Annotated in this window: 20 protein-coding genes and 3 tRNA genes; 11 read left to right on the forward strand and 12 right to left on the reverse strand. The window is 72.3% G+C overall.

From position 1 onward, the window contains the following. Window positions 1-635: 635 nt before the first annotated feature. The 3 genes from AMK10_RS27470 to AMK10_RS27480 form a co-directional block, all read right to left on the reverse strand. Window positions 636-1,601 (reverse strand): DUF5926 family protein, encoded by a 966-nt coding sequence (locus AMK10_RS27470; RefSeq protein WP_073750798.1) that lies wholly within the window; start codon window positions 1,599-1,601, stop codon window positions 636-638. Window positions 1,602-1,726: 125 nt separating this feature from the next. After that, a complete protein-coding gene (locus tag AMK10_RS27475; protein ID WP_079180884.1) occupies window positions 1,727-2,332 on the reverse strand; it encodes an ATP-binding protein in 606 nt (201 codons plus the stop codon). Between the two features lie 140 nt (window positions 2,333-2,472). Continuing rightward, the gene (locus AMK10_RS27480; RefSeq protein WP_073750800.1) at window positions 2,473-3,300 is read right to left on the reverse strand and encodes a glycerophosphodiester phosphodiesterase; all 828 of its coding nucleotides are present in this window, start codon (window positions 3,298-3,300) and stop codon (window positions 2,473-2,475) included. Window positions 3,301-3,497: 197 nt separating this feature from the next. Between AMK10_RS27480 and AMK10_RS27485 the strand changes: the two genes are divergently transcribed. Both AMK10_RS27485 and AMK10_RS27490 read left to right on the forward strand, forming a co-directional pair. Next, on the forward strand, window positions 3,498-4,973 hold the full coding sequence (locus AMK10_RS27485; RefSeq protein WP_073750802.1) for a S1C family serine protease: 1,476 nt from the start codon (window positions 3,498-3,500) through the stop codon (window positions 4,971-4,973). 61 nt (window positions 4,974-5,034) lie between these two features. Beyond that, window positions 5,035-5,119 (forward strand) — tRNA-Ser (locus AMK10_RS27490). 157 nt (window positions 5,120-5,276) lie between these two features. Here AMK10_RS27490 and AMK10_RS27495 read toward each other — a convergent pair. Further along, window positions 5,277-6,158 carry a bifunctional DNA primase/polymerase gene (locus tag AMK10_RS27495; RefSeq protein WP_073751057.1) on the reverse strand — a complete coding sequence of 294 codons (882 nt, stop codon included), beginning with the start codon at window positions 6,156-6,158 and terminating at the stop codon, window positions 5,277-5,279. A 365-nt stretch (window positions 6,159-6,523) separates the two neighbouring features. On the opposite strand from AMK10_RS27495, the gene AMK10_RS27500 reads away from it, so the two are divergent. The 3 genes from AMK10_RS27500 to AMK10_RS27510 all read left to right on the forward strand — a co-directional run bounded on the left by AMK10_RS27500 (window position 6,524) and on the right by AMK10_RS27510 (window position 9,695). Next, window positions 6,524-6,835 (forward strand): hypothetical protein, encoded by a 312-nt coding sequence (locus AMK10_RS27500; RefSeq protein ID WP_073750804.1) that lies wholly within the window; start codon window positions 6,524-6,526, stop codon window positions 6,833-6,835. 460 nt (window positions 6,836-7,295) lie between these two features. Continuing rightward, on the forward strand, window positions 7,296-7,850 hold the full coding sequence (locus tag AMK10_RS27505) for a SigE family RNA polymerase sigma factor (RefSeq protein ID WP_073750806.1): 555 nt from the start codon (window positions 7,296-7,298) through the stop codon (window positions 7,848-7,850). A gap of 198 nt (window positions 7,851-8,048) precedes the next feature. Then, complete coding sequence (locus AMK10_RS27510; protein ID WP_073750808.1) at window positions 8,049-9,695, forward strand: long-chain fatty acid--CoA ligase; 1,647 nt, start codon at window positions 8,049-8,051, stop codon at window positions 9,693-9,695. Window positions 9,696-9,784: 89 nt separating this feature from the next. Here the strand turns inward: AMK10_RS27510 and AMK10_RS27515 are convergent, their stop codons facing one another. Together AMK10_RS27515 and AMK10_RS27520 are read right to left on the reverse strand one after the other, a co-directional pair. Further along, window positions 9,785-13,963 (reverse strand): PAS domain-containing protein, encoded by a 4,179-nt coding sequence (locus tag AMK10_RS27515; protein ID WP_073750810.1) that lies wholly within the window; start codon window positions 13,961-13,963, stop codon window positions 9,785-9,787. A gap of 473 nt (window positions 13,964-14,436) precedes the next feature. Continuing rightward, the gene (locus AMK10_RS27520; protein WP_073750812.1) at window positions 14,437-14,907 is read right to left on the reverse strand and encodes an SSI family serine proteinase inhibitor; all 471 of its coding nucleotides are present in this window, start codon (window positions 14,905-14,907) and stop codon (window positions 14,437-14,439) included. 304 nt (window positions 14,908-15,211) lie between these two features. Between AMK10_RS27520 and AMK10_RS27525 the strand changes: the two genes are divergently transcribed. Together AMK10_RS27525 and AMK10_RS27530 are read left to right on the forward strand one after the other, a co-directional pair. Continuing rightward, a tRNA-Ser gene (locus AMK10_RS27525) sits at window positions 15,212-15,302 on the forward strand. A 207-nt stretch (window positions 15,303-15,509) separates the two neighbouring features. After that, a tRNA-Arg gene (locus tag AMK10_RS27530) sits at window positions 15,510-15,582 on the forward strand. Window positions 15,583-15,741: 159 nt separating this feature from the next. Here the strand turns inward: AMK10_RS27530 and AMK10_RS27535 are convergent. The 6 genes from AMK10_RS27535 to AMK10_RS27555 form a co-directional block, all read right to left on the reverse strand. Then, window positions 15,742-16,206 (reverse strand): hypothetical protein, encoded by a 465-nt coding sequence (locus tag AMK10_RS27535; RefSeq protein ID WP_073750814.1) that lies wholly within the window; start codon window positions 16,204-16,206, stop codon window positions 15,742-15,744. 146 nt (window positions 16,207-16,352) lie between these two features. After that, window positions 16,353-16,514: a hypothetical protein gene (locus AMK10_RS37510; RefSeq protein WP_158070906.1), complete on the reverse strand. Its 162-nt coding sequence runs from the start codon at window positions 16,512-16,514 to the stop codon at window positions 16,353-16,355. A gap of 149 nt (window positions 16,515-16,663) precedes the next feature. Continuing rightward, window positions 16,664-17,860 (reverse strand): NAD(P)/FAD-dependent oxidoreductase, encoded by a 1,197-nt coding sequence (locus AMK10_RS27540; RefSeq protein WP_073750816.1) that lies wholly within the window; start codon window positions 17,858-17,860, stop codon window positions 16,664-16,666. Window positions 17,861-17,953: 93 nt separating this feature from the next. Then, window positions 17,954-18,898, reverse strand: coding sequence for an RNA polymerase sigma factor SigJ (gene sigJ, locus AMK10_RS27545; RefSeq protein ID WP_073750818.1), 945 nt, complete (start codon window positions 18,896-18,898; stop codon window positions 17,954-17,956). A 63-nt stretch (window positions 18,899-18,961) separates the two neighbouring features. After that, window positions 18,962-19,348 carry a hypothetical protein gene (locus tag AMK10_RS27550; protein WP_073750820.1) on the reverse strand — a complete coding sequence of 129 codons (387 nt, stop codon included), beginning with the start codon at window positions 19,346-19,348 and terminating at the stop codon, window positions 18,962-18,964. Between the two features lie 105 nt (window positions 19,349-19,453). Next, window positions 19,454-20,203 (reverse strand): LppU/SCO3897 family protein, encoded by a 750-nt coding sequence (locus AMK10_RS27555; RefSeq protein WP_073750822.1) that lies wholly within the window; start codon window positions 20,201-20,203, stop codon window positions 19,454-19,456. A gap of 164 nt (window positions 20,204-20,367) precedes the next feature. On the opposite strand from AMK10_RS27555, the gene AMK10_RS27560 reads away from it, so the two are divergent. The 4 genes from AMK10_RS27560 (at window position 20,368) to AMK10_RS27575 (ending at window position 24,711) form a co-directional block, all read left to right on the forward strand. Next, window positions 20,368-21,255 (forward strand): DUF2797 domain-containing protein, encoded by an 888-nt coding sequence (locus AMK10_RS27560; protein WP_073750824.1) that lies wholly within the window; start codon window positions 20,368-20,370, stop codon window positions 21,253-21,255. Window positions 21,256-21,309: 54 nt separating this feature from the next. Continuing rightward, the gene (locus AMK10_RS27565) at window positions 21,310-22,197 is read left to right on the forward strand and encodes an amidohydrolase family protein (RefSeq protein WP_073750826.1); all 888 of its coding nucleotides are present in this window, start codon (window positions 21,310-21,312) and stop codon (window positions 22,195-22,197) included. An 89-nt stretch (window positions 22,198-22,286) separates the two neighbouring features. Beyond that, window positions 22,287-23,024, forward strand: a complete 738-nt coding sequence (locus AMK10_RS27570) for a response regulator transcription factor (protein WP_073750828.1) — start codon at window positions 22,287-22,289, stop codon at window positions 23,022-23,024. A 4-nt stretch (window positions 23,025-23,028) separates the two neighbouring features. Then, window positions 23,029-24,711 carry a sensor histidine kinase gene (locus AMK10_RS27575; protein ID WP_073750830.1) on the forward strand — a complete coding sequence of 561 codons (1,683 nt, stop codon included), beginning with the start codon at window positions 23,029-23,031 and terminating at the stop codon, window positions 24,709-24,711. The last annotated feature ends 1 nt before the right edge of the window (window position 24,712 follow it).

The raw sequence follows: 24,712 nt of genomic DNA on the forward strand, positions 1-24,712 counted from the left end.
TCGCAAGGGTGTGGGGCCGCCCGAGTTCCGCGCGGACGCGTGAGCGCGTGATGCATCAACAGGCGGAAGTTCGAATGCGTGAGCGGTCGGGAGAGCGCCACAATTGCCCGAGAGGCAAAAGCCGCTGACGTCGCATCTTCTGACGACCTTTCCGCAGATTGCGGAAATGGTGCGCGTGGTGATGCCGGCGTGAATGTTTTCCGAGGTGCCGGTGGCGCATTCCCGGACGCGGTCCGCGGACCGGATTTCTGTCCGAAAGCGAACGGCCCCGCACCGTTGATGGCCGGGGGCGCGTGCGACTCCGCACGGACCGGCAGGTAGGGCGCTCACAGGGGCCGGCCATGGAGTGAGCCCCTGGCAGGGCGGGTGCGGGAGACCGGAGCGGGGACGGGGCCTGGTGGTCGCCGCAGGTCCCCGATCCTCTGCGCGCTCCGGCGTGCGCCCCGGCAGGCCGTGCTCCGGAAACGAGGACGCCCGGCCGCTGGCGACGGGGGATGCACCAGCGACCGGGCTTCCAGAACCGTAACAAGAGATCTGCCGTGAGCAAATTCGATCTCGCCTATTCGGACAGGTATTTACCGGCGAGTACGGGCGCTGTGACGGGAGTCACCACAACGCCCGGGATCTCGTCACTGTCAGCTGAGCGTCACTTGGCGGTTGGTGAGCCCTCCGCGCGCACGGCGCTCCTCGCCCGTGAGGGGGGCGTCCGTCGCCAGGGCCTGAGCGAGCCGCTCGGCGAACTCCGCCGCGGGCTTCTCACACTCCTCGGCGCCCATCCCGCTCGGCAGGTCCCAGACCGGGACCATCAGCCCGTGGGCACGGAACGAGCCCACCAGACGGGTGCCCTCGCCGAGCGAGGAGGTTCCCGCCGCGTGCAGCCGGGCCAGGGCGTCGAGGAGCTGCTCCTCGGGGTGCGGCATGACCCAGCGCAGGTGGTTCTTCTCGGGCGTCTCGCACCAGTAGGCGGCGTCCACGCCGGAGAGCAGGGTGGTGGGGATGGCCGCCGCGTTGGCGCGCTCCAGGGAGGCGGACACCTCCGGCGTCGCGTTCTCCGCGTCCGGGACCCAGAACTCGAAACCGGAGTGCACGACCGGCTCGAACGCCCCCTCGGGGTCGAGCAGATCCTGCAGCCGCGGGCCGTCGGCGGGTACCCGGCGGGCGGCGACGGGCGAACCGGGCTCCGCCTCCAGGGCGCGCTGAAGGGTGTCCGCGAGGTCGCGGCTGAGGTCGCCCGACGAGGTGTCGTTCTGCAGGGCGAGCAGGACGGAGCCGTCGTCACGGCGCAGCGCGGGCCACGCCATCGGAAGTACGGTCGCGAGGGCCACGGACGGAACGCCGTCGGGAAGGCCGCCCTTGAGCGTCAGCTCGACGGTGGCGGCGGGGACCAGCTCGCGCAGGGCGATCCAGTCGCACTCGCCGGGGAGTCCCTCGAAGGGACGCTGGACCAGCTCGGTCACGGCCTGGGCCGCGGCGCGCCCGTGGCACGCCTTGTAGCGGCGGCCCGAACCGCACGGACAGGGCTCACGAGCCCCTACGACCGGGATTTCACCATCCTTGAGCTGCGGCTTCCCGGCCTTGGTCTGAGGGCGCTTCTTGGCCATGGTGGGCGATCTCCCGATTGCGAAAGTGCGGTCTCGGGCGCGAGCCTAGCCGCCCCCGTCGCCGCCGGGGCACACGCGCCGTGACGGCACGTGACCCGCCCCGCCGCCGCGCGCCCGTTTCGCTCTCAGCCCGCGTCGTCGAAGGCGTCGAGCGCGTCCAGCGCCTCGGCGAGGTCCAGCCCGTCCAGCGAGCCGAATCCGATCGGTCCGCCCAGTCCCTCCAGCCCGCCCCGCTCGCGCTGCGCGGGCACCGGGCGTCCCGGCGCTGCGGAGGGAAAGCCCGGGCTTTTGTGGTCCGTGGAGACCAGGGCCCAGACGGTGACCTCGCCCGCGGTGTCGTCGCGCACGCCCCACTCCTGGGCCAGCGCGCTGATGATGTTGAGACCGCGCCCGCCACGCGCGGTCACCGACGGTGTGGCCGGAACCGGCCTGGTCGGTCCTCCGCCGTCCGTGACCTCGACGGTCAGGTCGCCTCTTCTGTCCACGCGCCACGCGGCGCGGACGTCGCCGTCACCCATGTCCGAGTGCTGCCCCAGCGGTCTGCCGTGCCGGCAGGCATTGCTGAGGAGCTCGGAAAGGATCAGTACAGCGTCGTCGACCACGGCGTCCGACACCCCGTTGCTGCGCAGCTGCTCACGCATACAGTGCCGTGCCCGCCCCACGCCCGCAGGGCCATGGGGTACGGCCATGCTCGACGACGTGGGCACTTCCTGTGCCACCACAAACGCCACCCCCGAGACCTCCTTTGCCCCACGCCAGGGATTGGATGCCCCCCTGGGCTGCGCCGGAAACCGGCCAAAGCCCTGTCAGTGATGCACTCGTAACGATCGATTGCGGAGCGAATGCGCCGGTGCACCCCCGGTAACTGATGTTAAGAACGGCCAAGTTGTGACAGCACCTGTTTGGGGCGGTTGGTGATGATTGCTTCCACTCCGAGGCGTGCGCAGAGTTCCACGTCCTCCGGCTCGTTCACCGTCCACACGTGCACGCGGTGGCCCGCGCGGTGCAGGCGCTCGATGTACGCGGGGTGATTGCGTACGATCCGCATCCCCGGGCCGGCGATCCGCGCCCCGGCGGGAAGCCGCCCGTCGCGCAGCCGCGGTGACACGAACTGCATCAGGAAGACCGTGGGCAGATTCGGGGCGGCGGCCCTGACGCGGTACAGGGAGCGCGCGGAGAAGCTCATGACGCGTACCGGCGAGGGCTCACCGGCCGGCGGATCGTCCAGGCCGAACCGCTTGAGCAGGTCGAGCAGCCGCTCCTCGACCTGGCCGGCCCAGCGGGTGGGGTGCTTGGTCTCGATGGCCAGCTGGAGCGGCCGGCCGGTGGCCCGTACGTCGTGGGCAAGCTCCAGGAGGCGTTCCAGCGTGAGTACGGAGGTGAGCTCACCCGGGACCGGGTCCCAGTCCGGCGACTCCTCGTGGTCCTTCCAGGAGCCGAAGTCGAGGGCGGCGAGATCGGCCAGCTCCAGGGCGGAGACGGCGCCGCGGCCGTTCGACGTGCGGTTCACCCTGCGGTCGTGCACACAGACGAGCTGTCCGTCGGCGGTGAGGCGTACATCGCACTCCAGGGCGTCCGCCCCGTCCTCGATGGCCTTCCGGTACGCGGCCAGGGTGTGCTCGGGGGCGTCGTCCGACGCCCCGCGGTGGGCGATGACCTGGATGGCAGGCTGTTCGGAGGGTAGGCGAGCGTGGGTCACTGCGACATGGTGTCACCGCGACGCGTCGGGCGCCGACACCTTGTTGCACAGGACCGTTTTGCCTGATGTAAAGATTGGTGTGCGGATGCACAGGTCCTGCTTACAGTGGCCTGACGTGCTGTGGGAAAAGCTGACCGCAGACACGTGCACAGCGGATCTCTTGCCGAATGCCGAGTGGAACCGAGGAGTAAAGAGCTGTGAGCACCGAGAACGAGGGCAACGAGAACAACGCGGTTCCGTCCGTACCGTCTGTTCCGACCGCGCCTCCCGTGCCGGCCGCCGCTCCCGAGGGCACCCCGCAGGGCAGCCCGCCCGCCCCGGAAACCCCTCCGGCCGCCCACACGGACGCACCGACGGCCCAGGTTCCGGCGTACCAGGAGCACGCGGGGCACGCCCACGACGAGCACCCGTACGCCCCGCCGGCTCCGGAGCAGCCCCCGGCCGCCTCGGCCGGCTGGCCGCCGCCCCCGCCGGCCATTCCCTCGTACGCCGACGGCGGCAGCCCCCCGGCCTGGGGAGCCCCCGCGCACGCGGAACCCGAGCACCCCCGCAAGCGCCGCGCCGGCGGACTGATCGCCGCCGTGGCCGTGGCCGCACTGGTCGCGGGCGGAGTCGGCGGAGCCCTCGGCTACTGGGCCGCCGACAGCAACGACGGCAGCTCCTCGGGGTCGACCACGGTCTCGGCCTCCAACAGCCCCAAGGACTTCAAGCGCGAGGCGGGCACCGTCGCGGGCGTCGCGGCGGGCGCGCTGCCCAGCGTGGTCACCATCGACGCGCAGTCCGGCGACGGCGAGGGCGGCACGGGCACCGGCTTCGTGTACGACAAGGAGGGCCACATCCTCACGAACAACCACGTGGTGGCCTCCGCGGCGGACAGCGGCCAGCTGACCGCGACGTTCTCCAACGGCAAGAAGTACGACGCCGAGGTGGTCGGCCGGGCCCAGGGCTACGACGTGGCCGTGCTGAAGCTCAAGAACGCCCCGGACGGACTGACCCCGCTGGCCCTGGGCGACTCGGACAAGGTCGCGGTGGGCGACTCCACCATCGCGATCGGCGCGCCGTTCGGCCTCTCCAACACGGTCACCACCGGCATCATCAGCGCGAAGGACCGCCCGGTGGCCTCCGGGGACGGTTCCAGCAACAACAACTCGTACATGAGCGCCCTCCAGACCGACGCCTCGATCAACCCGGGCAACTCCGGCGGCCCGCTGCTGGACGCGGGCGGCGCGGTCATCGGCATCAACTCGGCCATCCAGTCCACCAGCGGCAGCGGCGCCGGCCAGTCCCAGGCCGGCTCCATCGGCCTCGGCTTCGCCATCCCGGTCAACCAGGCGAAGAACGTCGCGGAGCAGCTGATCAAGACGGGCCAGCCGGTCTACCCGGTGATCGGCGCGACGGTGACGATGGAGGAGAAGACCGGCGGCGCGGTCATCTCGGACGAGGGCGCGGGCGGCACCCCGGCCGTCACTCCGGACGGCCCGGCGGCGAAGGCGGGGCTCAAGGCCGGCGACGTGATCACCAAGTTCAACGACACGGCGGTCGAGAGCGGACCGACCCTGATCGGCGAGATCTGGACCCACAAGCCGGGCGACAAGGTCACGATCACCTACGAGCGGGACGGCAGGACGGCGACGGCCGAACTCACCCTGGGCGAGCGCAAGGGCGACAGCTGACCGGCTAGGCTGTTCCACGCATCACGCGGGCCGGGCTGCACCGGACAGGGCGGGGATGCGGGGTGGGTTGCCCGAGCGGCCTAAGGGAACGGTCTTGAAAACCGTCGTGGCGCGAGTCACCGTGGGTTCAAATCCCACACCCACCGCAGTGCGAGAAGGCCCCTGACCGGTACCTCTGGTCAGGGGCCTTCTCGTTGTCCTGTCCGTCAACGCACGTAGTTCCCCGTTCCCCGCAGTCGGCGGGGCCGGGGCGCGGCCCGCGAACAGGGCGTCCCGGTGGAGCCGGGAGAGTGGCCCGCTCGGTCAGGGCGTTCGGCGTGGTGCGGTCAGGCGGGCGGCGGAGGCGATGGCGGCGCGTGCCTCCTGTTCCGTGAGCCCCGTGCTGAGCGCCGCGTCGGTGAGGGCGTCCGCGAGGTCGTCGCCGAAGCCGTGTTCGTACGCGCGACAGGCCGCCCAGAACAGCCGGGTGTTGCGCTGGCCTTCATGTGCCGCCCGTACGAACTGGACCAGCCCTTCGCCCTGCCGCGCGGGGGCGGCCCGGCCGGAGGACCGGTGGGGGCGCGGTGGGGGCGTGAGCAGGCGCAGGAGGGCGCGGGGGCAGGGTGCGGGAGTCAGATGCGCCGTGCCGGGGGCGAGCCGGTAGCGGCCGTGGGTGGTGACCGAGCCGGGGCCGACCAGGTAACCGCCGGCCCCGCGGACGTCGATGCCGGGAGCCAGTCGGCTGGCGGAGTTGGGCACCGGGACGCCGGAGGGCCCCGTCAGCCAGAGGTGCCGGCCGCCGCTCGGGGTGAGCACGGTGACGGTGGCCGGGATGGTGAACAGGTGCTGGAGGGCCAGGTGCTGGAGGGCGGCGACGGAGTCGTTGCCGTGCGTGGTGTCGATGTCCAGATCGATGCCGATGAGGCGGTGCGGCGCGCGCCCGCAGGCGATGCCGTACCCGGTCGCCCTGGGGGCGGCGGCGAAGAGTGCCCGGATCGCGGCGGGGTCGGTGGTCGCGTCGTGGACACCGTGGCCGGGGAGTCCGCAGGCGCCCCGGCACTGCACGGGAGGGTCCTCGTCGTGGTGGGGGGAGCGCAGGGCGGGGAGCTTGGTGGCGGACAGCGGGAAGACGGGGAGCCCGCGCTCGGCGGCGGAGAGCGCGTGCGCCAGGGCCAGGGTGGCGGTCTGCCGGTCGATGATGGCCATGCCCATAGTTTCGTACATGCGTTCGAAGAAAGGAAGGGGATTCCTGGGGTCCTCCTGGCGGTTCCGGCGCCCTCGCGGCTGGAACGGGGTGGCGCCTCGGCCGGAATCGGGCGGCTCCTCGGCCGGAGCCTGAGGGCTCCTTGCCCGGCGGTCCCGGGTGGTTCCTGGTGGATCGCTTCCGCGGGCCCGAGGGGTTTATCGGGTGGTCCTCATACCTACGGGGGAATCGCGGATCACGGGCGATTCGGCGGGGATGCGCTGGGCAGTTCTGCTTCCGCGACGTCGTGACCAGCACCGAGGCGGTCGGCCAACTGCTTCGGAACCAGCCGTATCAAGCCGCATTCAGGTTCCTGGAGGAAATTGACATGGCAAGTACCCGTACCGCTCGCACCCTTGCTGCCGTTGCCGCCCTGCCTCTCACCGTCGCCCTCTTCGGAGGTATCGCGGTGGCGGACAACGGTTCGTTCGCCAGCGACGGATCGAACGCGGCGGTGGCGACCATCGGGTCCGGCGGTGTCGGTGGGAACAACTCCGGCAATTCATCCACGTCGCAGCAGCAGGCCGTCGGCTTCGGTGCGTCGAACCACAGCAATTCGGCCCAGGTGAACGGCTCGGCTTTCACGGTGATCGACCAGTCGACCCGCATCTACTCGGTGACCTTCTCGCCGCTCTGGTGACCTGAGGGGGGTTGGCCCGTGCGCCGGCGGAAGTCCCGTCGCCGGCGCACGGGCCGCTTCCGTACACGGAGGTGGACGGCCCCGGGTCCCGAACGGAGGGCTTTCGTGCGGAGGGCTTTCGCGCGGAGGAGCGCAATCCGGGGCGAGCGATCCTGGGGCGGGTGACCCGGGGTGAGTGATCCGGGGGCGAGTGCCCCGGGGTGAGCGGCCCGCGAACTTCCGTACGGACGCGAGTAGTCCCAGGGGATGACGGCGGCGGCTCCGGGGCCCGACCCAGGAGGTGGGACGGGGTGCCCGGAGGCGCGGACCCTGAGGCCCGGGGCCGGGGACCCTGAAGGAGGGTGTGCCGCCCCTCCACCTTCAGGAGGTGAGGACCGCCCCACCCCTACACCCTGAGGCGGACGCGGCTTCGGGACCTGGGGCCGATCCCCTCGTCCGTGTCCGCTCCTAGCGTGGAGCCATGACCACGCCAGTCTGCACCGGCGCCTCCAGGGCGGCCGCTGCTGCCACCGGACACCGCCGCTATCCGTCGTTCTCGTCGTACGTACGGGCGCGGGGGCCCGTGCTGCTGCGTACCGCCCGCTCCCTCACCGCGAATCCGAGCGATGCCGAGGATCTGCTGCAGACCGCTCTCACCAAGACGTACGTCGCCTGGGAGCGGATCGAGGACCACCGGGCCCTCGACGGATACGTCCGCCGCGCCCTGGTGAACACCCGCACCTCCCAGTGGCGCAAGCGCAAGGTCGACGAGTTCGCCTGCGAGGAGCTGCCGGAGAGGGAGGCCGCGCCGGCGCCCGACCCCGCCGAGCAGCAGACGCTGCACGACGCGATGTGGCGGGCCGTGCTCAAGCTCCCCGACCGCCAGCGCGCCATGGTCGTCCTCAGGTATTACGAGGACCTCAGCGAGGCGCAGACGGCCGAGGTGCTGGGGGTCTCCGTCGGTACGGTGAAGAGCGCCGTGTCGCGGGCGCTCGGGAAGCTCCGCGAGGACCCGGAGCTCAGCCCGGTCCGCTGAGACGCGCAGGACGCCCACGCCCGATGAGGACCGTTCCGAGCCCTCCGCAGCCCTTCGCAGCCCTTCGAAGGCCGCTCCGAAGCCCGGTTTCTGGCGGCCGACGCTGATTCGTACTCCCGGAAGTAGTGACATACCGCGTGGTATGTGAGCAGAATCAGCGCACCCTTACTGCCACGTAGCGCCCACCGGGAGGACGCCGTGCTGAGCACCATGCAGGACGTACCGCTGACTGTGACCCGCATCCTGAACCATGGGATGACCATCCACGGGAAGTCGCAGGTGACGACCTGGACCGGCGAACCGGAGCCGCACCGGCGAACCTTCGCGGAGATCGGCAGGCGTGCCGCGCAACTCGCGCACGCCCTGCACGACGAGCTGGGTATCGACGGCGACCAGCGTGTCGCGACCCTCATGTGGAACAACGCTGAGCACGTCGAGGCGTATCTGGCGATCCCCTCCATGGGCGCCGTGCTGCACACGCTCAATCTGCGGCTCCCCGCCGAGCAGCTGATCTGGATCGTCGCCCACGCCGACGACAAGGTCGTCCTCGTCAACGGTTCGCTGCTGCCGCTGCTCGCGCCGCTGCTCCCCCACCTCCCCTCCATCGAGCACGTGGTGGTGGCCGGCCCCGGCGACCGCTCCGCGCTCGAAGGCGTCACGCCCCGGGTGCACGAGTACGAGGAGCTGATCGCGGGCCGCCCCACCTCCTACGACTGGCCCGAGCTGGACGAACGCCAGGCAGCCGCCATGTGCTACACCTCCGGGACCACGGGCGACCCCAAGGGCGTCGTCTACTCCCACCGCTCGATCTATCTGCACTCCATGCAGGTCAACATGGCCGAGTCGATGGCGCTGACCGACAAGGACACGACGCTGGTCGTCGTGCCCCAGTTCCATGTGAACGCCTGGGGGCTGCCCCACGCGACGTTCATGACGGGCATCAACATGCTGATGCCCGACCGCTTCCTCCAGCCCGCCCCGCTCGCCGACATGATCGAGCGGGAGCGCCCGACCCACGCGGCCGCCGTCCCCACCATCTGGCAGGGGCTGCTCGCCGAGGTCACCGCCAAGCCGCGCGACCTCTCCTCCATGGCCAACGTGACCATCGGCGGCGCCGCGTGTCCGCCCTCCCTGATGGAGGCGTACGACAAGCTGGGCGTCCGCCTCTGCCACGCCTGGGGCATGACGGAGACCTCGCCGCTCGGCACGATGTCCAACCCGCCCGCCGGGCTGACCGCCGAGGAGGAGTGGCCCTACCGCATCACCCAGGGCCGCTTCCCGGCCGGTGTCGAGGCGCGGCTGGCCGGACCCGGGGGCGAACACCTGCCGTGGGACGGCGAGTCCGCGGGTGAGCTGGAGGTCCGGGGCCCCTGGATCGCCGCCGCGTACTACGGCGGTGCGGACGGCGGGGAGCTGCGCCCCGAGGACAAGTTCAGCGAGGACGGCTGGCTGAAGACCGGCGACGTCGGTGTCATCAGCCCCGACGGCTTCCTCACGCTCACCGACCGGGCCAAGGACGTCATCAAGTCCGGCGGCGAGTGGATCTCCAGCGTCGACCTGGAGAACGCGATCATGGCGCACCCCGATGTGGCCGAGGCCGCGGTCGTGGCCGTCCCCGACGAGAAGTGGGGCGAGCGCCCCCTCGCGACCGTCGTGCTCAAGGAGGGTGCCACCGCCGACTACGGCGCGCTGAAGACCTTCCTCGCCCAGTCCGTCGCCAAGTGGCAGCTGCCCGAGCGCTGGACGATCGTCCCCGCCGTGCCGAAGACGAGCGTGGGCAAGTTCGACAAGAAGGTGATCCGCAAGCAGTACGCCGACGGCGAGCTCGACGTCACCCAGCTCTGAGCCGGGCGCCCCTGGGCGCCGCACACGACGAGGGCGGTACGGGGTCTTCCCGTACCGCCCTCGTCGTACGCGTCCGGTGACGTCCGCCGTCAGTTCGTCCCTATCTTCGCCAGGAGATCCACGATCCGGGACTGCACCTCGTCGCTCGTCGAGCGCTCGGCGAGGAAGAGCACCGTCTCGCCCGAAGCGAGCCTGGGAAGGTCCGCCTCCTCCATCCCGGCCGAGGTGTAGACGACCAGCGGAGTGTGGTTCAGCGCGCCGTTCGCGCGCAGCCAGTCGATGATCCCGGCGCGGCGGCGGCGCACCTGCATCAGGTCCATCACGACCAGGTTCGGCCGCATCCGGGTCGCGAGATCGACGGCCTCGGTGTCGCCGGAAGCCCGCGCGACCTGCATGCCGCGCCGCTCCAGCGTCTCGGTGAGGGCCAGCGCGATCTCCTCGTGCTCCTCGATCACGAGGACCCGCGGCGGGTGCTGGTCGCTGTCGCGCGGGGCGAGCGCCTTGAGCAGCACGGCCGGGTCGGCGCCGTACGCCGCTTCCCGGGTCGCCTGCCCGAGACCCGCCGTCACGAGCACCGGGACCTCGGCCGCCACCGCGGCCTGACGCAGCGACTGCAGCGCCGTACGGGTGATCGGCCCGGTCAGCGGGTCCACGAACAGGGCGGCGGGGAAGGCCGCGATCTGGGCGTCGACCTCCTCGCGCGAGTGCACGATCACGGGACGGTAGCCGCGGTCGCTCAGCGCCTGCTGGGTGGAGACGTCGGGGGCGGGCCAGACGAGCAGCCTGCGCGGGTTGTCCAGGGGCTCCGGGGGCAGTTCGTCGTCGACGGGCTGCGGCTGCGGACGGTTGGCGACCTCGACGGCGCCACCGGGCCCGTCCAGCGGCTCCGGGCCCTCCGCGCCCTCGTCGGGCGCCCCTATGGCGTACGCGCGCCCCTCGGACGCGGGAGCGGACATCAGCCGGCCCGAGCCGGAGCCCTGCACGGTGCTCCCCTGGGTGCCACCGGGCTGCGGCGGGACAGGGGCCGTGACGGGCTGCGGCGGTACGGGAGCCGTCGCGGCAGGGGTCTGACGCTCGGCCTCAGGCGGGGCGGCGAGCTTACGGCGCCGCCCGGCACCCCCGAGCGTCTGGTTCTGCTGATGCGCGAGGTGCTGCGCGAAGGGCACGCCCTGCCCCAGCGTCCGGACGCTGAAGGCGCGGCCCTGGGTCGAGTCCGAGGACGCGGGCATCGGCGCCTCGGCAGGCAGCGGCTGGCGCCGCGCGTCCGGTGCGGGGGCGTGCGCGTCGGCGTCGGCCGGGTGTGCGTCCGGCGTCGGTACGGGACCGGAAGGGCCGGCGGGGGCGGCGGTGCCCGTGGTGTGCGTGGTGCTGCCGGGGCCCGCCCAGGACTCGTCCGGAGCCACGTCGTCCTCGTGCACCAGTGCGGCCAGCCCTTGCCCCGACGTGCCCGACTGCGCCCAGTCGGGCTGCGGGGGAACGGCGGGCAGCGGCTGCCCGGGCACGGGGTGCCCCGGTCCGAGCTGCGGCTCCGGCGCGTCGGCGGGCCGCCCCCTGCGGCGGCCGGAGGGCACGGGGTGCGGCTGCGGCGGGGTGTGGTCCGCGTCCGGCGCGGTCCGCACGGCGTCGTGACGCTCGGGCAGCGAACCGTCTTCGGCCGCGTGGTGCCGGGGACCGCCCTCGGCCGCGAGGTGCTGAGGGCCCGTCGGGATCTGCTGAGGACTCGCCGGGACGTGCGGGGGGCCCGCATCGGTCGGCTGCGGGCCCGGTGCGGCCTGCTGGGGGTCCGGTGCGACCGGCTGGTCGGGGACCGGGACCGGGACCGGAGGCGTGACGGGGGCCGGGGCCACGACGGGCGAGCCCGGGGCCACCGGCGGAATCCGGTCGGCGGCGGCGGGCGGCAGCGCGAACGCCGTACGGGGCCCGGTGTTCTCCGCCGCCGCGGCGCGTTCCTGCGCCGCGGCCAGGGCCCGGCGGGCGCGCCGGCCGCTGGGCTGCTGTGCCGGCTCCTCCTGCCTCGGGTGCTCCGCCTGGGCCTCGGACGAGGCGAGCGCGGGCAGCGCGGGCTGGCCGCCGCCCTGACGCCCGGTCCGCGCGGCGTTCTGCGGCACGCCCTGGGGCGGCACCGTCTGCCCGCGCTGCGGACGGCCGCCGCCCTGCGCGCCCTCGGCCGCCGTGACGACCGAACCCTCGGAGGGGGCCTGGCCCGCCGCGGGAAGTGCCAGGGCCTGCCGGGGCTGGTCGGCCGCGGGGCCCGTCTCGGCGGGGCTGGGCCTGCCGCGCCTGCGGCCCGAACCCTCGCCGCGCTGAGGCGGGGTCAGCGCCGGCTCGCGCTCCTCCTGCTGCTGTTCCTGGGGGGCCGGGGTCTCCTTGCGAGCCCTGCGACGCCCGGTCGGCTCGGCCGCCGCTGTGTCCCCTGACGCGGAGGCCGGGTCCAGGGGGCTGTCCAGGAACGCGTCCGTCGACGCCCTGCGCGCCCTGCGCCGGCCGCCGCCCGCGGGCTGGGGCGCGGCCTCCGGCGCGACGGGCTCATCGGCAACCGGCGCGGCGGCCGGCTCGGCCACCGTCTCCGGTGCGGGCGCGGGTACGGCCTCCGGCGTGGGCACCGGCGCGATCGTCCCGGAACCCGTACCGATCGGCACCTCCAGGACGTACGCGCTGCCGCTCATGCCCGGCATCTCGTGCGTCTGGAGCACCCCGCCGTGCGCCCGTACGATCCCGCGCACGATCGGCACATGCACCGGGTCACCCCCGGCGAACGGCCCACGCACCTCGATGCGCACGACGTCACCACGCTGCGCCGCTGCCACCACGACCGTCGAGTCGACGTAACCGCCGCCCGGCACCAGCCGGGCCTTGCCGGTCGAGTCGACACCGGCGACGTCGGCGACGAGATGGGCGAGCGCCGTGATCAGCCGTCCCGCGTCGACCTCGGCCTCGATCGGCGGCGCGTGCACCGCGAACTGGGCGCGGCCGGGACCGATCAGCTCGACCGCGCCGTCGATACCGGCGGTCACCACCGAGTCGAGCAGCACCGGGTGCTTGACGAGCTCCTCGCTCCCGCTGTCCAGGCGCTGGTAGCTGAGTACGTTGTCGACGAGCGTCGTCATACGCGCGTAGCCCGCGGCGAGGTGGTGCAGGATCTGGTTGGCCTCGGGCCACAGCTGTCCGGCCGGGTCGGCCGCGAGGGTCGAGAGTTCGCCGCGCAGCTCCTCCAGCGGCCCGCGCAGGGACTCGCCGAGCACGGCGGTCAGCTGGGTGTGCCGCTCGCCGAGATCGGCGAGGCGCTCCGTCTTCTCCTCCAGCTCGGAGGCGTACCGCTCGGTGCGGTCGGCCGTCTCGGCCGCGTGCTTCTCGGTGAGCCGGGTGACCTCTGCGCCGTGGGCCTCGGTGAGCTCGGCGATCTCCGCCGCGTGGCGTTCGGTCAGCCGGGAGACCTCGCCGGTGTGCTGCTCGGTCAGTTCCTCGTAGGGCCTGCGGTCCGTGAACGTCATGACGGCGCCGACCAGCTGGTCCCCGTCGCGCACCGGCGCGGTCGTCAGGTCGACCGGTACCTGGGCACCGCTCTTGGACCAGAGCACCTGTCCCCGCACCCGGTGCTTGCGGCCGGACTTCAGGGTGTCGGCGAGCGGGGACTCCTCGTACGGGAACGGCTCGCCCTCCGCACGCGAGTGCAGGATCAGCGGGTGGAGCTCCTTGCCGCCGAGGTCGCTGGCCCGGAAGCCGAGGATCTGGGCGGCGGCGGGGTTCACCAGGACGACCCGGCCGTCCGTGTCCGTGCCGACGACGCCCTCGGAGGCGGCCCGCAGGATCATCTCGGTCTGCCGCTGCGAACGGGCCAGCTCGGCCTCGGTGTCGACGGTGCCGGAGAGATCCCGTACGACGAGCATGAGCAGCTCGTCGCCGGTGTAGCTGGAGTGGATGTCGTTGTACCCGGCCTGGCCGCTGTCCAGGGCCGCGCTGGTGACCTCGACGGGATACTCGGTGCCGTCGGTACGGCGCGCGATCATCCGCGTCGGCTTGGTCCTGCCCTGCTCGTCCGCAGCGTCCGGCCTGCGCATCGATCCCGGGATCAGCCTGGAGTCGAACTCCGGGAGCAGATCCAGCAGCCCGCGGCCCACGAGCGCGGTGCCCGGGGTCTCGAACATTTCGAGGGCGATGGTGTTGGCGTTGACGACCGTGCCGTTGCAGTTGACGAGCAGGAGCCCGTCCGGAAGGGCGTCGAGTATGGCTGCGAGGCGAGCAGCGCCTCGGGATGGCCTGCTGCTCACGAGACGCTTCCTCCCTGAATACCCACCTTGCCGACAGCGGGCCCCATCCTGCCCCTCGGGCCTCAGGCTGTCACTGGAGGAGTCTAAAGGCAGGGAGCGCATGTCGGGCGGCGGATGAGGGGGAGCTCTCACCAAGGTTCTGTGCACACGGTGTACGCCGGTGGTCCGTGCCGTGACCGCGAGCGCCCCCTGTGACGTGGGCCGATACGTTCCGGCGTATGCCTGGACATGCCCGAACTGCGCCTGGAACCCGGCAGGTACGTACCTGGGGCGACTCCGCGCACGCCCCCGTACGCGCCGTCCGGGCCGGACCGAAGTCCCGGCGCACGCCCCGCCGAACCGGCTACACGGCGGAGCCGGGCCGGCCCGGCTCCTCACCCAGGCCGGACCGCCGGGACCGGCTACCGGGCGGAGAGGCGGACCGGCCACCTCGCGGAGGGGAGCACCGGCTACCTCGCGGAGGGGAGCACCGGCTACCTCGCGGAGGGGAGCACCGGCACGAGGTTGTTCCAGCGCGAGATCTCGCAGCCGTTGGCCCGGCTGAACCGCGCATCGACGTTCTCCCCCTGCCAGGTGCCCTGGACCCGGGCGGCGGCCGGTCCGCCGGCCTGCTGGGTGCACATGGCGTTGCGGTCGGTCGCCACGAAGGGGTTGTCGCCCGACTCCGCGGCCTCGTCCAGCAGGTCGCAGGCGCGCTGCGCGGCCGGGTGGCTGCCGCCCGCCGGTCCGCACTCCAGCTCGAAGACGCCGTCGGCCGCCGGGTTGCCCGACTCCGAGACCGTCACGGTGAGCTTGGTCCGCGTGTCCTGCGCCGTCGGCCAGTCCCCCTGGAGCAGGGGAAGAGGAGGCAGCGGCACGAGGGGGGACGCGGCCGTGGCGGCGGGCGCGACGGCGGACAGCGCGGCGAGGGACGCGACGGCGGTGAAGGTGAGACGACGCAGCATGCGGGGCTCCTGATGTTCTGGCGCGCCCTGGGGCACGCCGGTCTGCTCCGGCAGGCGTCGGGGAGAGCACGCGCGCCGGGCACACGGGGGGGACGGACCGAGGGCGGAGCCCTCTCCTTCTCTAACGCTCCTTGCGCCCGCACGTTGCGCAACTCATGGAGGGCCGACCGGAACGCCGGACCACTCGCCGCAGGGCGCTTTGCCTCGCCGCCCACCTGCCTAGTACCGTGGGCGGCGATTGGTGACAGCACGCTCGACTGTGTCATCATCTGCACGCACCACTCGCGCTCGCGCGGGGTGTGCTGGAGGCGTCGCCTAGTCCGGTCTATGGCGCCGCACTGCTAATGCGGTTTGGGTCTTAAAGCCCATCGAGGGTTCAAATCCCTCCGCCTCCGCAAGATCCCGAAGCCCCGTGCCCCTGGCACGGGGCTTCGGTCGTCCCAGGGGCGGGAAACCCAGCCCCTGAGGCGTGTTTTCGCAGCTCAGGGCCCGTATGGCTAATGGATTTCGCGTCACGGCGCAGGTCATGTAATGTTGTTCTCGCAACGCCGACCGGGGAGAAAAACCCGGGGGGCGGGACCGAGGCCCAGGCCGAGGAACAAGCACTCGTAGCTTAACGGATAGAGCATCTGACTACGGATCAGAAGGTTGCAGGTTCGAATCCTGCCGAGTGCACAGCAGGCCAGAGGCCCTCAGGAGAAATCCTGAGGGCCTCTCGCGTTGTCCGTACAGCAGCGACGTACAGCAGCGACGTACAGCAGCGACGTACAGCGCCGTGTCGGTCGGTACCGCCCATCCCGTCGGGCGGCTCGCCGAGCGAGGCGTCGAAGGTGCTCAGGGGCGGCTCAGCGACGCACGCATGGCAGCCATGAGCTTCTGGCGCGCCTCCCGGAAGTCGCGCCGGGCCTGTGCGCACTCAGGATCGTCGCGCAGATGTCCGGCGACCACCGTGTCCCGGTAGAGGAGCAGTTGGTAGGCGGTGTCCCTGGCGGACCGGGCCACCTCCGGCGTGGCCAGCAGCTCCAGTTGGTACTGCTTCGCGTGCACGCCGTGGGCCAGGGTGCTGGCGCGGGCGAGCTCGGCCCGCTCGTCCGGAGACAGGTGCCCCGAGCGGCTGGCATCGCTTATCGCATCGCGCGCCTCGGTCAGGGCCTCCAAGAACAGGGCGGACACCGTGCGCAGGGTCTCCCGGTCGCGCTCGCCCGTGTCCCGTCGCCAACGTACGCGGTCCGTGGCGAGCGTGCTGCCCACTCCGATGACCGCACCCACCACTGTGGCAACCAACGCTGTCCATTGCATGGCCCGGAGACTATGAGTCCGCCGTGTCCGGTGACCAGGGGCTCGTGGCCGGCGTCGAGAGGTTCGGCTCGATCACGGCCACTCGCTGTCGCATTCGGCGATACGGATCGGATGGCCGGGTGTCCGGAGACCGTGAGGCCGGGTGCCTAGAGACCGTCCAGCACGTTGCCGATCAGGTCCACGACCCGGTACTTCACCTGGTGCCATCGGTTGCAGTACCGCTTCGGGCGCCACCAACGGCCCTGCTTGATCGGCCGCTTGCACCACTTGCACGGCTTCAGTCGCAGTTTGACGTCCAGTCCCCCCATGCCGCGACCTTAGCGGCCGTCCGTACGGGGCAGGCCACGGGCCGAGCCCGGCCGCTCCTGGGGGTTCACCGGGCCCCGGCCCGCGGGGAAGCCCATCCGACGACGGCAGGGGCCGAGTTGCCTGCCCTCATGGGCGGCGGCCCGCCCGGTCAGGCCGACTCGGGGACGGGCGTGGTCGTCCCGGCCGGTTCCCGCAGGATGCGGCGGGGCCGGGTCGGCATGCCCAGCATCGGGTTGGCGACGCCCCAGGCCGCGCCCTTGCAGACCAGTTCCTTGTAGGCGGCGGCGAGCCGGCCGGTCAGGGCTGCCCGGACGGCGCGGTCGTCGGCGGTGACGTACTGGATCAGGCCCTCCTTGCGGCCCAGCGAGATGCACTGGTTGAAGTAGCGGGGCGCCGTGGTGGGGGTCTTCCCCGCGGTCAGGCGTGCCGCGAGGGCGTCGGCGGCCTGCCAGGCGCCGGGGACGCCCGAGGCGCACGACATCCGCAGGGGCTTGTCGCCGGGGCCCATGGCCAGGGCCGCGTCGCCGATGGCGTACACGTCCGGGTGCGAGACCGAGCGCATCGTCGCGTCGACCACGATCTGGCCCGTCCCGGAGACCTCCAGGGTGGTGGCCTCCGCGATCGGGTGGACGGCGAAGCCTGTGGTCCACAGGGTGACCGCGGCCGGGAGCGATGTGCCGTCGGCGGTGGTGACGTGGTCGGGCCCGACGCTGGTGACCGCGGTGTGCTCGTGCGCGGTGATGCCGAGCTTGCCGAAGACCTTCCGCACGTGCGCGCGGCCCTTGGGCGAGAGCCAGTCGCCGAGTCCGCCCCGGGCGGCGAGGGCGACGTCGAGGTCCGGGCGGGCCTCGGCGATCTCGGTCGCGGCCTCCAGGCCGGTGAGGCCGCCGCCGACGACGAGCACGGTCTGTCCGGCGTCCAGTCCGGCCAGGCGCTCGCGCAGCCGGAGTGCTCCGGGGCGGCCGGCGATCTCGTGGGCGTGCTCCTCGGTGCCGGGGACGCCCTGTGCGTTCCAGCCGCTGCCGAGGGCGTACACGAGGCTGTCGTACTCCAGCACCTCGGCGCCGTCCGCGCCGTCGACGGCGACCGTCCTGCGGTCGGCGTCGATGCCGGTGACCTTCGCGAGCTTCAGTTCGACGCCGGTGCCCGCGAACATCTCGCTGAAGGGCCGGGGCACGAGGTCCTGGCCGACCGCCAGCTGGTGCATCCTGACCCGCTCGACGAAGTCGGGCTCGGCGTTGACGAGGGTGATGGAGACGTCGTCGCCGTGCAGCCGCCTGGCGAGGCGGCCGGCGGCGATGGCTCCGGTGTATCCGGCTCCGAGGACGATGATGCGGTGTGGCATGTCCCTGCTCCTGTCTCGCGCGGTTGTGCCCCTTGAACCGGGCAGCCCGCCGTTTCCTGACAGGAACGGGATGTGAAGCACGTCACATCGTCGTCAGAAGGCGCTGAGCAGGGGTTCTCCGTGGTCCGACGCCGCCCACAGCCTGGTCGCGCGTTCGAGCTTGTCGGGATTGGCCTGGCTGCGGAACGCGGAGATGCCGTCGGCGGTGACCTCCAGGCAGAGGATGCCGATGACCCTGCCGTCGACGACGGCCACCACGGCGGGGGCACCGTTGGCGGTCGTGGCGTACATCTCGGCGGGGCCGCCGATGAGGGCGCGCTTGGCCTTGCTCGGCTTGAACAGGCCGCGCATGAACGTGGCGACCGCGAGTGCGCCCTCGAACGCCTTGGTACGGGCCGGGACCTTCCCGCCACCGTCGCCGATCGCGACGGCGTCCGCGGTGAGCAGCTGTACGAGCGGCTCGGTCCGGCCGCTGGTGGCCGCCGCGAGGAACTCCTCGACGATCCGCCGGGCGGCGGCCTCGTCGATCTCCGTACGGGCCTTCCCCTCGGTGACGTGCTTCTTGGCGCGGTGGAGGATCTGCTGGCTGGAGGCCTCGGTGATGTCGAGGATCTCCGCGATCTGGCGGTGCGGGTAGTCGAAGGCCTCCCGCAGCACGTACACCACCCGCTCGTTGGGGGAGAGCCGTTCCATGAGGGTGAGGACCGCGTACGAGACGGATTCGCGCTGCTCGGCGGTGTCGGCGGGGCCGAGCATCGGGTCGCCCTCGAGCAGCGGCTCGGGCAGCCACTGGCCCACATAGCTCTCGCGCCGGGCGCGGGCCGAGGTGAGCTGGTTGAGGCAGAGGTTCGTGAGGACCTTCGTCAGCCAGGCCTCGGGGACCTCGATGCGGTCGATGTCGGCGGCCTGCCAGCGCAGGAACGTGTCCTGCACGGCGTCCTCGGCGTCGCTCGCGGAGCCGAGGAGGCGGTAGGCGATGGCTTCCAGGCGGGGCATGGATGCCTTGAACCGGTCCATGTCGTTCATGGTCAGAGCCATGGCCCGGATCCTAGCTCCCGCCGTGGGCCCATGGACCTGGTTGCGAGCCCCGTGCCGCCCCCGTCACCGCCGCTTCAGGGCGGCGACGCCGACGGAGACGCCGGTGGTCGTGACGAGGCTCGCCGTCATGAGCATGATTACGCCGACGGCGAAGAGGCCGCTGGCGTCGTCCGACCAGTCGTAGAAGGAGGCGAAGCCCAGGCCGGCCGTGATGCCCAGCACCGAACCCGCGATGTTCTGCCGGGACGCCGCCCAGTACAGCGGGACCAGCAGGGTCAGCACGAGTCCGATCACCTGCCAGGCCTCGTACGGACCCGTGGTGGAACCGTCGGGGTGGATGTCGCGGTGCTGGTCCCAGCCCAGCCAGACGGCCCACAGCGCGAGCGTCGTGAGGGCGGTCACCAGGATCGCCCACGGCTGCTGGGCGGCGTTTCGAAGTCGTGTTCGCATGGGTCGAGCATTCCGGTCCGCCGCGCGGCGGACCGGAGCGCATGTACTCGACCGCGTCTGAGTACTTCAGGCAGGAACCGTCGCGCGGCAGCGCTCCCGGAACGGTCAGCGTGCGTACGAGCCGAGGCCGACCAGGCAGTACACGTATTCGTTGAGGGTCGCGCCGTTCAGGGTGTAGCGGTACGAGAACGCGTACTGCGTGCGGGAGTTGGCGTTGCAGCTGCTCAGGTCCGAGGTGCCCGGGAGCGTCTGGATCACCTGGTAGTGGGCGTCGGAGGCCGAGCAGGAGACCTCGTCGACGCCGCTGACCTCCTGCGCGGTCGTGGAGTCGGGCAGGGTGCCGTTGAGGCAGGTCCCGGACACGTAGGGGTCGGGCTCCTCGGCCCCGGTGCCGTACGGGTCCTCGGTGTACGGGTCCTCCGTCTCCTCCGCGTCGTCGGTCTCCTCGGCGGAGGGCTCCTCGGTGTACGGGTCCGCGGTGGAGGGGTCCTCCGTGTACGGGTCCTCCGCGTACGGGTCTTCGCTGAACGGGTTGCCGGACGCGTAGACGGACGAGCCCGACGACGGGGTGGCCACGTCGCTGCTCGCGTCGTCGACCCCGTTGAGCAGCACCACCGCGACCACGAGGGCGGCGGCGACGCCGAGCACGGCCAGCCATCTGACGGCGTTCGACGGCCCGGAGACCTGGATGCGCAGGATCAGCTCCCGGCCGTCGACCTGGGCCCGGACGAGATCGCCGTCCGTCGTCGGAGGGATGCGGATACGGGCGTCGCCGGTCGGCAGGGGGACGGTGACGACGGCGCCGTCGGCCGCCTGCCTCGGCGTGAGCGACAGGGTGATCTCCGGTAAGGACACGGGGTCAGTGTGGACCGGTGGGGCGCTGAATTGGATGCCTTTTCTAGAATTTCACTCTAGAAATACTGGGGTTCTACGCTGGCCGGGATACAGCGCGATCACGGACCGCCGCCCATCCGCGCGAGCGGCGGGCCCCGCCGCTGACATCCGCGGAGGAGAGCGACATGGGTGGCTGGAGGTGCGCCGGGCTGAGCTGGCCGCAGGACGGTCCCGTGCTGAGGTGGGCGCGGAGCGAGGGCGCCGGGCGGGGACGGGTGAGCGAGCTGGCGTACGGGAAGGAGCTCGGGTTCCGCGCCGAGGGGGAACGGCACTGCGTGGGGGCGCGCGGCAACGTGTGTCCGGTGGGGGCCGTGGTGCCGGTGCGGAGCACGGGGGCGCGGTGCGCTGAGTGCGCGCGGCTGGACCGGGCGCACTCGGTGGCCGCCGACACGATCGCCGACGACCCGCGCACGTACCGCGTCTATCTGGCCTGGTTCGGGCCGGGGATGGTCAAGGTCGGGATCACCGGCGAGGCCCGGGACGCGGCGCGGCTGCGGGAGCAGGGGGCCGTGGTGTTCAGCTGGCTGGGGCGCGGTCCGCTGATGGCCGCGCGGCGCACGGAGGAGCTGCTGCGCTCGGTGCTCGGGGTGCCCGACCGCATCCCGTACGCGCGCAAGAGGGCGGTGCGGGGGGAGCTGCCCGGGGCGCGGGAGAGGGCCGCCGAGATCGAGGGGCTGTACGGGCGGGCCGCGGCCCTGGAGGGGACGGGGTGGCCGGAGGCGCTGGAGCGGCTGCCCTTCCACGCGGTCGACCACGCCGGGGTGTTCGGGCTCGACGGCGCGCGTCCGGTGGCGCGGGTGGTGACCGGGCTGGCCGACACGGGTGTGGTGTCCGGGCGGCTGGTGGCGGCGGCCGGGCCCGATCTGCACCTGGAGACGGCGGACGGCGAGGTCGTCGTGCTGGACACCCGGCTCATCACCGGCTGGGACCTGGTGGCCGCCGGGGCGCGGGAGGGGATCAGCGTGCCGGTCGCGGCCGTGGGGGCCGGTGGCGTGCAGGACGGGCTGTTCTGAGATCGTCGCCCGGATCGCCGGGAGCGTTCCCGGACCACGAGGCAGGAGGGGTGGATGAGCGGCGACGACCGCGACCGCGACGATGTCGTGCGGTTCTGGAAGGGGCTCGGGCTGCCCGGGATCATCGACGTGCACACGCACTTCATGCCGGAGCGGGTGCTGAGCAAGGTGTGGGCGTACTTCGACTCGGTGGGCCCGCTGACCGGTATGGAGTGGCCGATCGCGTACCGGAAGGACGAGGACGACCGGCTCGCCCTGCTGCGCTCGTTCGGCGTGCTCCGGTTCACCTCGATGATCTATCCGCACAAGCCCGGCATGGCGGCGTGGCTGAACGGCTGGGCGGCCGGGTTCGCGGACCGGGTGCCGGACTGTCTGCACACCGCGACCTTCTTCCCGGAGGAGGGCGCGGAGGCGTATGTGCGCGAGGCGGTCGAGGCGGGGGCGCGCGTCTTCAAATCGCACCTCCAGGTGGGGGCGTACGACCCGAACGATCCGCTTCTTGACCCCGTGTGGGGGCTGCTGGCCGAGGCCGGGGTCCCCGTGGTGACGCACTGCGGTTCCGGGCCGGCGCCCGGCGCCCACACGGGGCCGGAGCCGATCGCCCGGCTGCTGGCCCGGCATCCCGGGCTGCGGCTCGTGGTGGCGCACATGGGGATGCCGGAGTACCCGGAGTTCCTGGCGCTGGCGGAGGCGTACCCCGGCGTGCGCCTCGACACGACCATGGCGTTCACGGACTTCTCCGAGGGCTTCACGCCGTTCCCGGCCGGTGAGCGCGGGCGGCTGGCGGATCTGGGGGACCGGATCCTCCTCGGCACGGACTTCCCGAACATTCCGTACCCGTACGTCCACCAGCTGCACGCCCTGGAGCGGCTGGGACTGGGCGACGCGTGGCTGCGGGCGGTCTGCCACGGGAACGCGAGCGAGCTGTTCCGGCTGGGGTGAGAGGGGGGAGAGGGGCGCGTCAGGCGTTTCTCAGGAAATTCACAGGTGGGGGAAAGGCCTCTCTCACGGCCGTCTCACAGGGTTGAGCCATGACGATGACCTCGCCCCAGGGGCGCACCGAACTGCTCAGGCCGGACCGCAACCCCGTGCGCGTCCTGGTCGTGGACGACGAGGCTCCGCTCGCCGAGCTGCTCTCCATGGCCCTGCGGTACGAGGGGTGGGAGGTGCGCAGCGCCGGTGACGGTGCCGGCGCCGTGCGGACGGCGCGCGACTTCCGCCCCGACGCGGTGGTCCTCGACGTGATGCTCCCCGACATGGACGGACTCGCCGTGCTCGGCAGGCTGCGGCGCGAGCTCTCCGACGTGCCCGTGCTGTTCCTGACCGCCCGGGACTCCGTGGAGGACCGGATCGCCGGGCTCACGGCGGGCGGCGACGACTACGTCACCAAGCCGTTCAGCCTGGAGGAGGTCGTGGCACGGCTGCGCGGGCTGATCCGCCGCTCCGGCACGGCCGCGGTGCGCAGCGAGTCGACGCTGGTCGTCGGCGACCTGGTGCTCGACGAGGACAGCCACGAGGTGAGCAGGGGCGACGACTCGATCCACCTCACGGCGACCGAATTCGAGCTGCTGCGCTTCCTGATGCGCAACCCGCGCCGGGTGCTGAGCAAGGCGCAGATACTCGACCGGGTCTGGAACTACGACTTCGGCGGCCAGGCCAACGTCGTCGAGCTGTACATCTCCTACCTGCGCAAGAAGATCGACGCGGGGCGCACACCGATGATCCACACCCGGCGCGGGGCGGGATACCTCATCAAGCCCGGGGAGTAGCCCTGTGAGCAGGAGGAGGAACGGCGCGGGACGCCCCTGGACGCTGCGGACCCGGCTCGTCGTGTACGCGGTGACGCTCATCGCGGTCGTCGCGGCCGTGATCGGCTCGGTGACCGCCATCGCCTTCCACGAGTACATGTACGGGAAGCTGGACAACCAGCTCCACGACATCGCCAGGGTGGCCCAGCAGCCCCCGCCGGGCAGCGCCAAGATGGCTCCGGGCGGCGGCCCCGCGAGCGACGAGGAGCCGTTGGCCTTCATCGGCAGGGGCACGCCCGACACGTTCGGTGCCGTGGTCTCCGGCGGTTCCGTCACCTCCTCCAAGGTGATCAAGGGCCCGGACGCCCGGGAGAGCGCCGAGGAGCTGACCGGGTCGCAGCGGGATGCCCTCGAAGCAGCCGATGTGGCTCCGGACGGCGAGGCCCATGACGTCGAGCTGCCCGGGCTGGGCGGCTACCGCGTGGAGGCGATCTCTGCCGCCGACGGCACGACGTTCCTCGTCGGCATCCCCACCGCCGAGGTGACCGGGGCCGTCAACACCCTGATCCTCGTGGAGGTCTGTGTCACCGGGGCCGGGCTCATCGCCGCCGGGATCGCCGGCGCCGCGATGGTCGGTGTCGCCCTGCGCCCGCTGCGCAGGGTGGCGGCCACCGCGACCCGGGTCTCCGAACTCCCCCTGCACAGCGGTGAGGTCGCCCTCTTCGAGCGGGTCCCGGACACCGAGGCCGATCCGCGCACGGAGGTCGGCCAGGTCGGCGCGGCCCTCAACAGGATGCTGGGCCATGTCGGTTCGGCCCTGGACGCGCGGCAGAAGAGCGAGATGCGGGTCCGGCAGTTCGTCGCGGACGCCAGCCATGAGCTGCGCACGCCACTGGCCTCGATCCGTGGATACGCCGAACTGACCCGGCGCGGGCGGGAGAACGCCGGTCCCGACACCCGGCACGCCCTGGGACGCATCGAGTCCGAGGCGGAGCGGATGACGGGCATGGTCGAGGACCTGCTGCTCCTGGCCGGGCTCGACGCCGGACGGCCGCTCTCGTACGAGAGCACCGATCTCTCGCCCCTGGTCATCGACGCGGTGAGCGACGCCCGGGTCGCGGACCGCGCCTGTGACGGCGTGTCCGGGGCCACCCACCACTGGCGGCTCGAACTGCCCGATGTGCCCACGACGGTCCGCGCGGACGCCACCAGGATCCAGCAGGTGCTGGTCAACCTCCTGGCGAACGCCCGTACCCACACACCGCCCGGGACCACCGTCACGGTCCGGCTGCGCCAGGCGCGCCGGGAGGTGCCCTGGGTGACCCTGGAGGTCCAGGACAACGGGCCGGGCATCCCGGCCGAGCTTCAGCCGCGCGTCTTCGAGCGGTTCGCCCGCGGCGACGCCTCGCGCTCCCGGCACGCCGGATCGACGGGGCTCGGCCTCGCCATCGTGCAGGCCGTCGTCACCGCCCACGGGGGACAGGCCGAGGTGCGTTCGGTTCCCGGCAACACGGTGTTCGCCGTCCATCTGCCCGCGGACGCGGTGTACGAGGGCGAGGCCGTGGCAGCGCCGGCGGGCAGCCCTGCCGACGCCTCCGGAACCTGGGGAAATGATGCCCAAGACACCCCTGTGAGCTGGGGAAACACCCTCGGGGGCGCCCCCGCCGCGCACTCACAGGCGGACCACAGGCTCAGCACACGGATGTGAC

The sequence above is a fragment of the Streptomyces sp. CB02058 genome (assembly GCF_001905505.1).
GTDB lineage: Bacteria > Actinomycetota > Actinomycetes > Streptomycetales > Streptomycetaceae > Streptomyces.

Bases quoted from the DNA above. Each gene is read 5' to 3' on its own strand.
- sigJ (WP_073750818.1), bottom strand. From the start codon at position 18,898: ATGGCTCTGACCATGAACGACATGGACCGGTTCAAGGCATCCATGCCC.
- AMK10_RS27470 (WP_073750798.1), bottom strand. From the start codon at position 1,601: ATGGCCAAGAAGCGCCCTCAGACCAAGGCCGGGAAGCCGCAGCTCAAG.
- AMK10_RS27505 (WP_073750806.1), top strand. From the start codon at position 7,296: ATGACCACGCCAGTCTGCACCGGCGCCTCCAGGGCGGCCGCTGCTGCC.
- AMK10_RS27495 (WP_073751057.1), bottom strand. From the start codon at position 6,158: ATGGCCATCATCGACCGGCAGACCGCCACCCTGGCCCTGGCGCACGCG.
- AMK10_RS27500 (WP_073750804.1), top strand. From the start codon at position 6,524: ATGGCAAGTACCCGTACCGCTCGCACCCTTGCTGCCGTTGCCGCCCTG.
- AMK10_RS27570 (WP_073750828.1), top strand. From the start codon at position 22,287: ATGACGATGACCTCGCCCCAGGGGCGCACCGAACTGCTCAGGCCGGAC.
- AMK10_RS27535 (WP_073750814.1), bottom strand. From the start codon at position 16,206: ATGCAATGGACAGCGTTGGTTGCCACAGTGGTGGGTGCGGTCATCGGA.
- AMK10_RS27520 (WP_073750812.1), bottom strand. From the start codon at position 14,907: ATGCTGCGTCGTCTCACCTTCACCGCCGTCGCGTCCCTCGCCGCGCTG.
- AMK10_RS27560 (WP_073750824.1), top strand. From the start codon at position 20,368: ATGGGTGGCTGGAGGTGCGCCGGGCTGAGCTGGCCGCAGGACGGTCCC.
- AMK10_RS27550 (WP_073750820.1), bottom strand. From the start codon at position 19,348: ATGCGAACACGACTTCGAAACGCCGCCCAGCAGCCGTGGGCGATCCTG.
- AMK10_RS27565 (WP_073750826.1), top strand. From the start codon at position 21,310: ATGAGCGGCGACGACCGCGACCGCGACGATGTCGTGCGGTTCTGGAAG.
- AMK10_RS37510 (WP_158070906.1), bottom strand. From the start codon at position 16,514: ATGGGGGGACTGGACGTCAAACTGCGACTGAAGCCGTGCAAGTGGTGC.
- AMK10_RS27540 (WP_073750816.1), bottom strand. From the start codon at position 17,860: ATGCCACACCGCATCATCGTCCTCGGAGCCGGATACACCGGAGCCATC.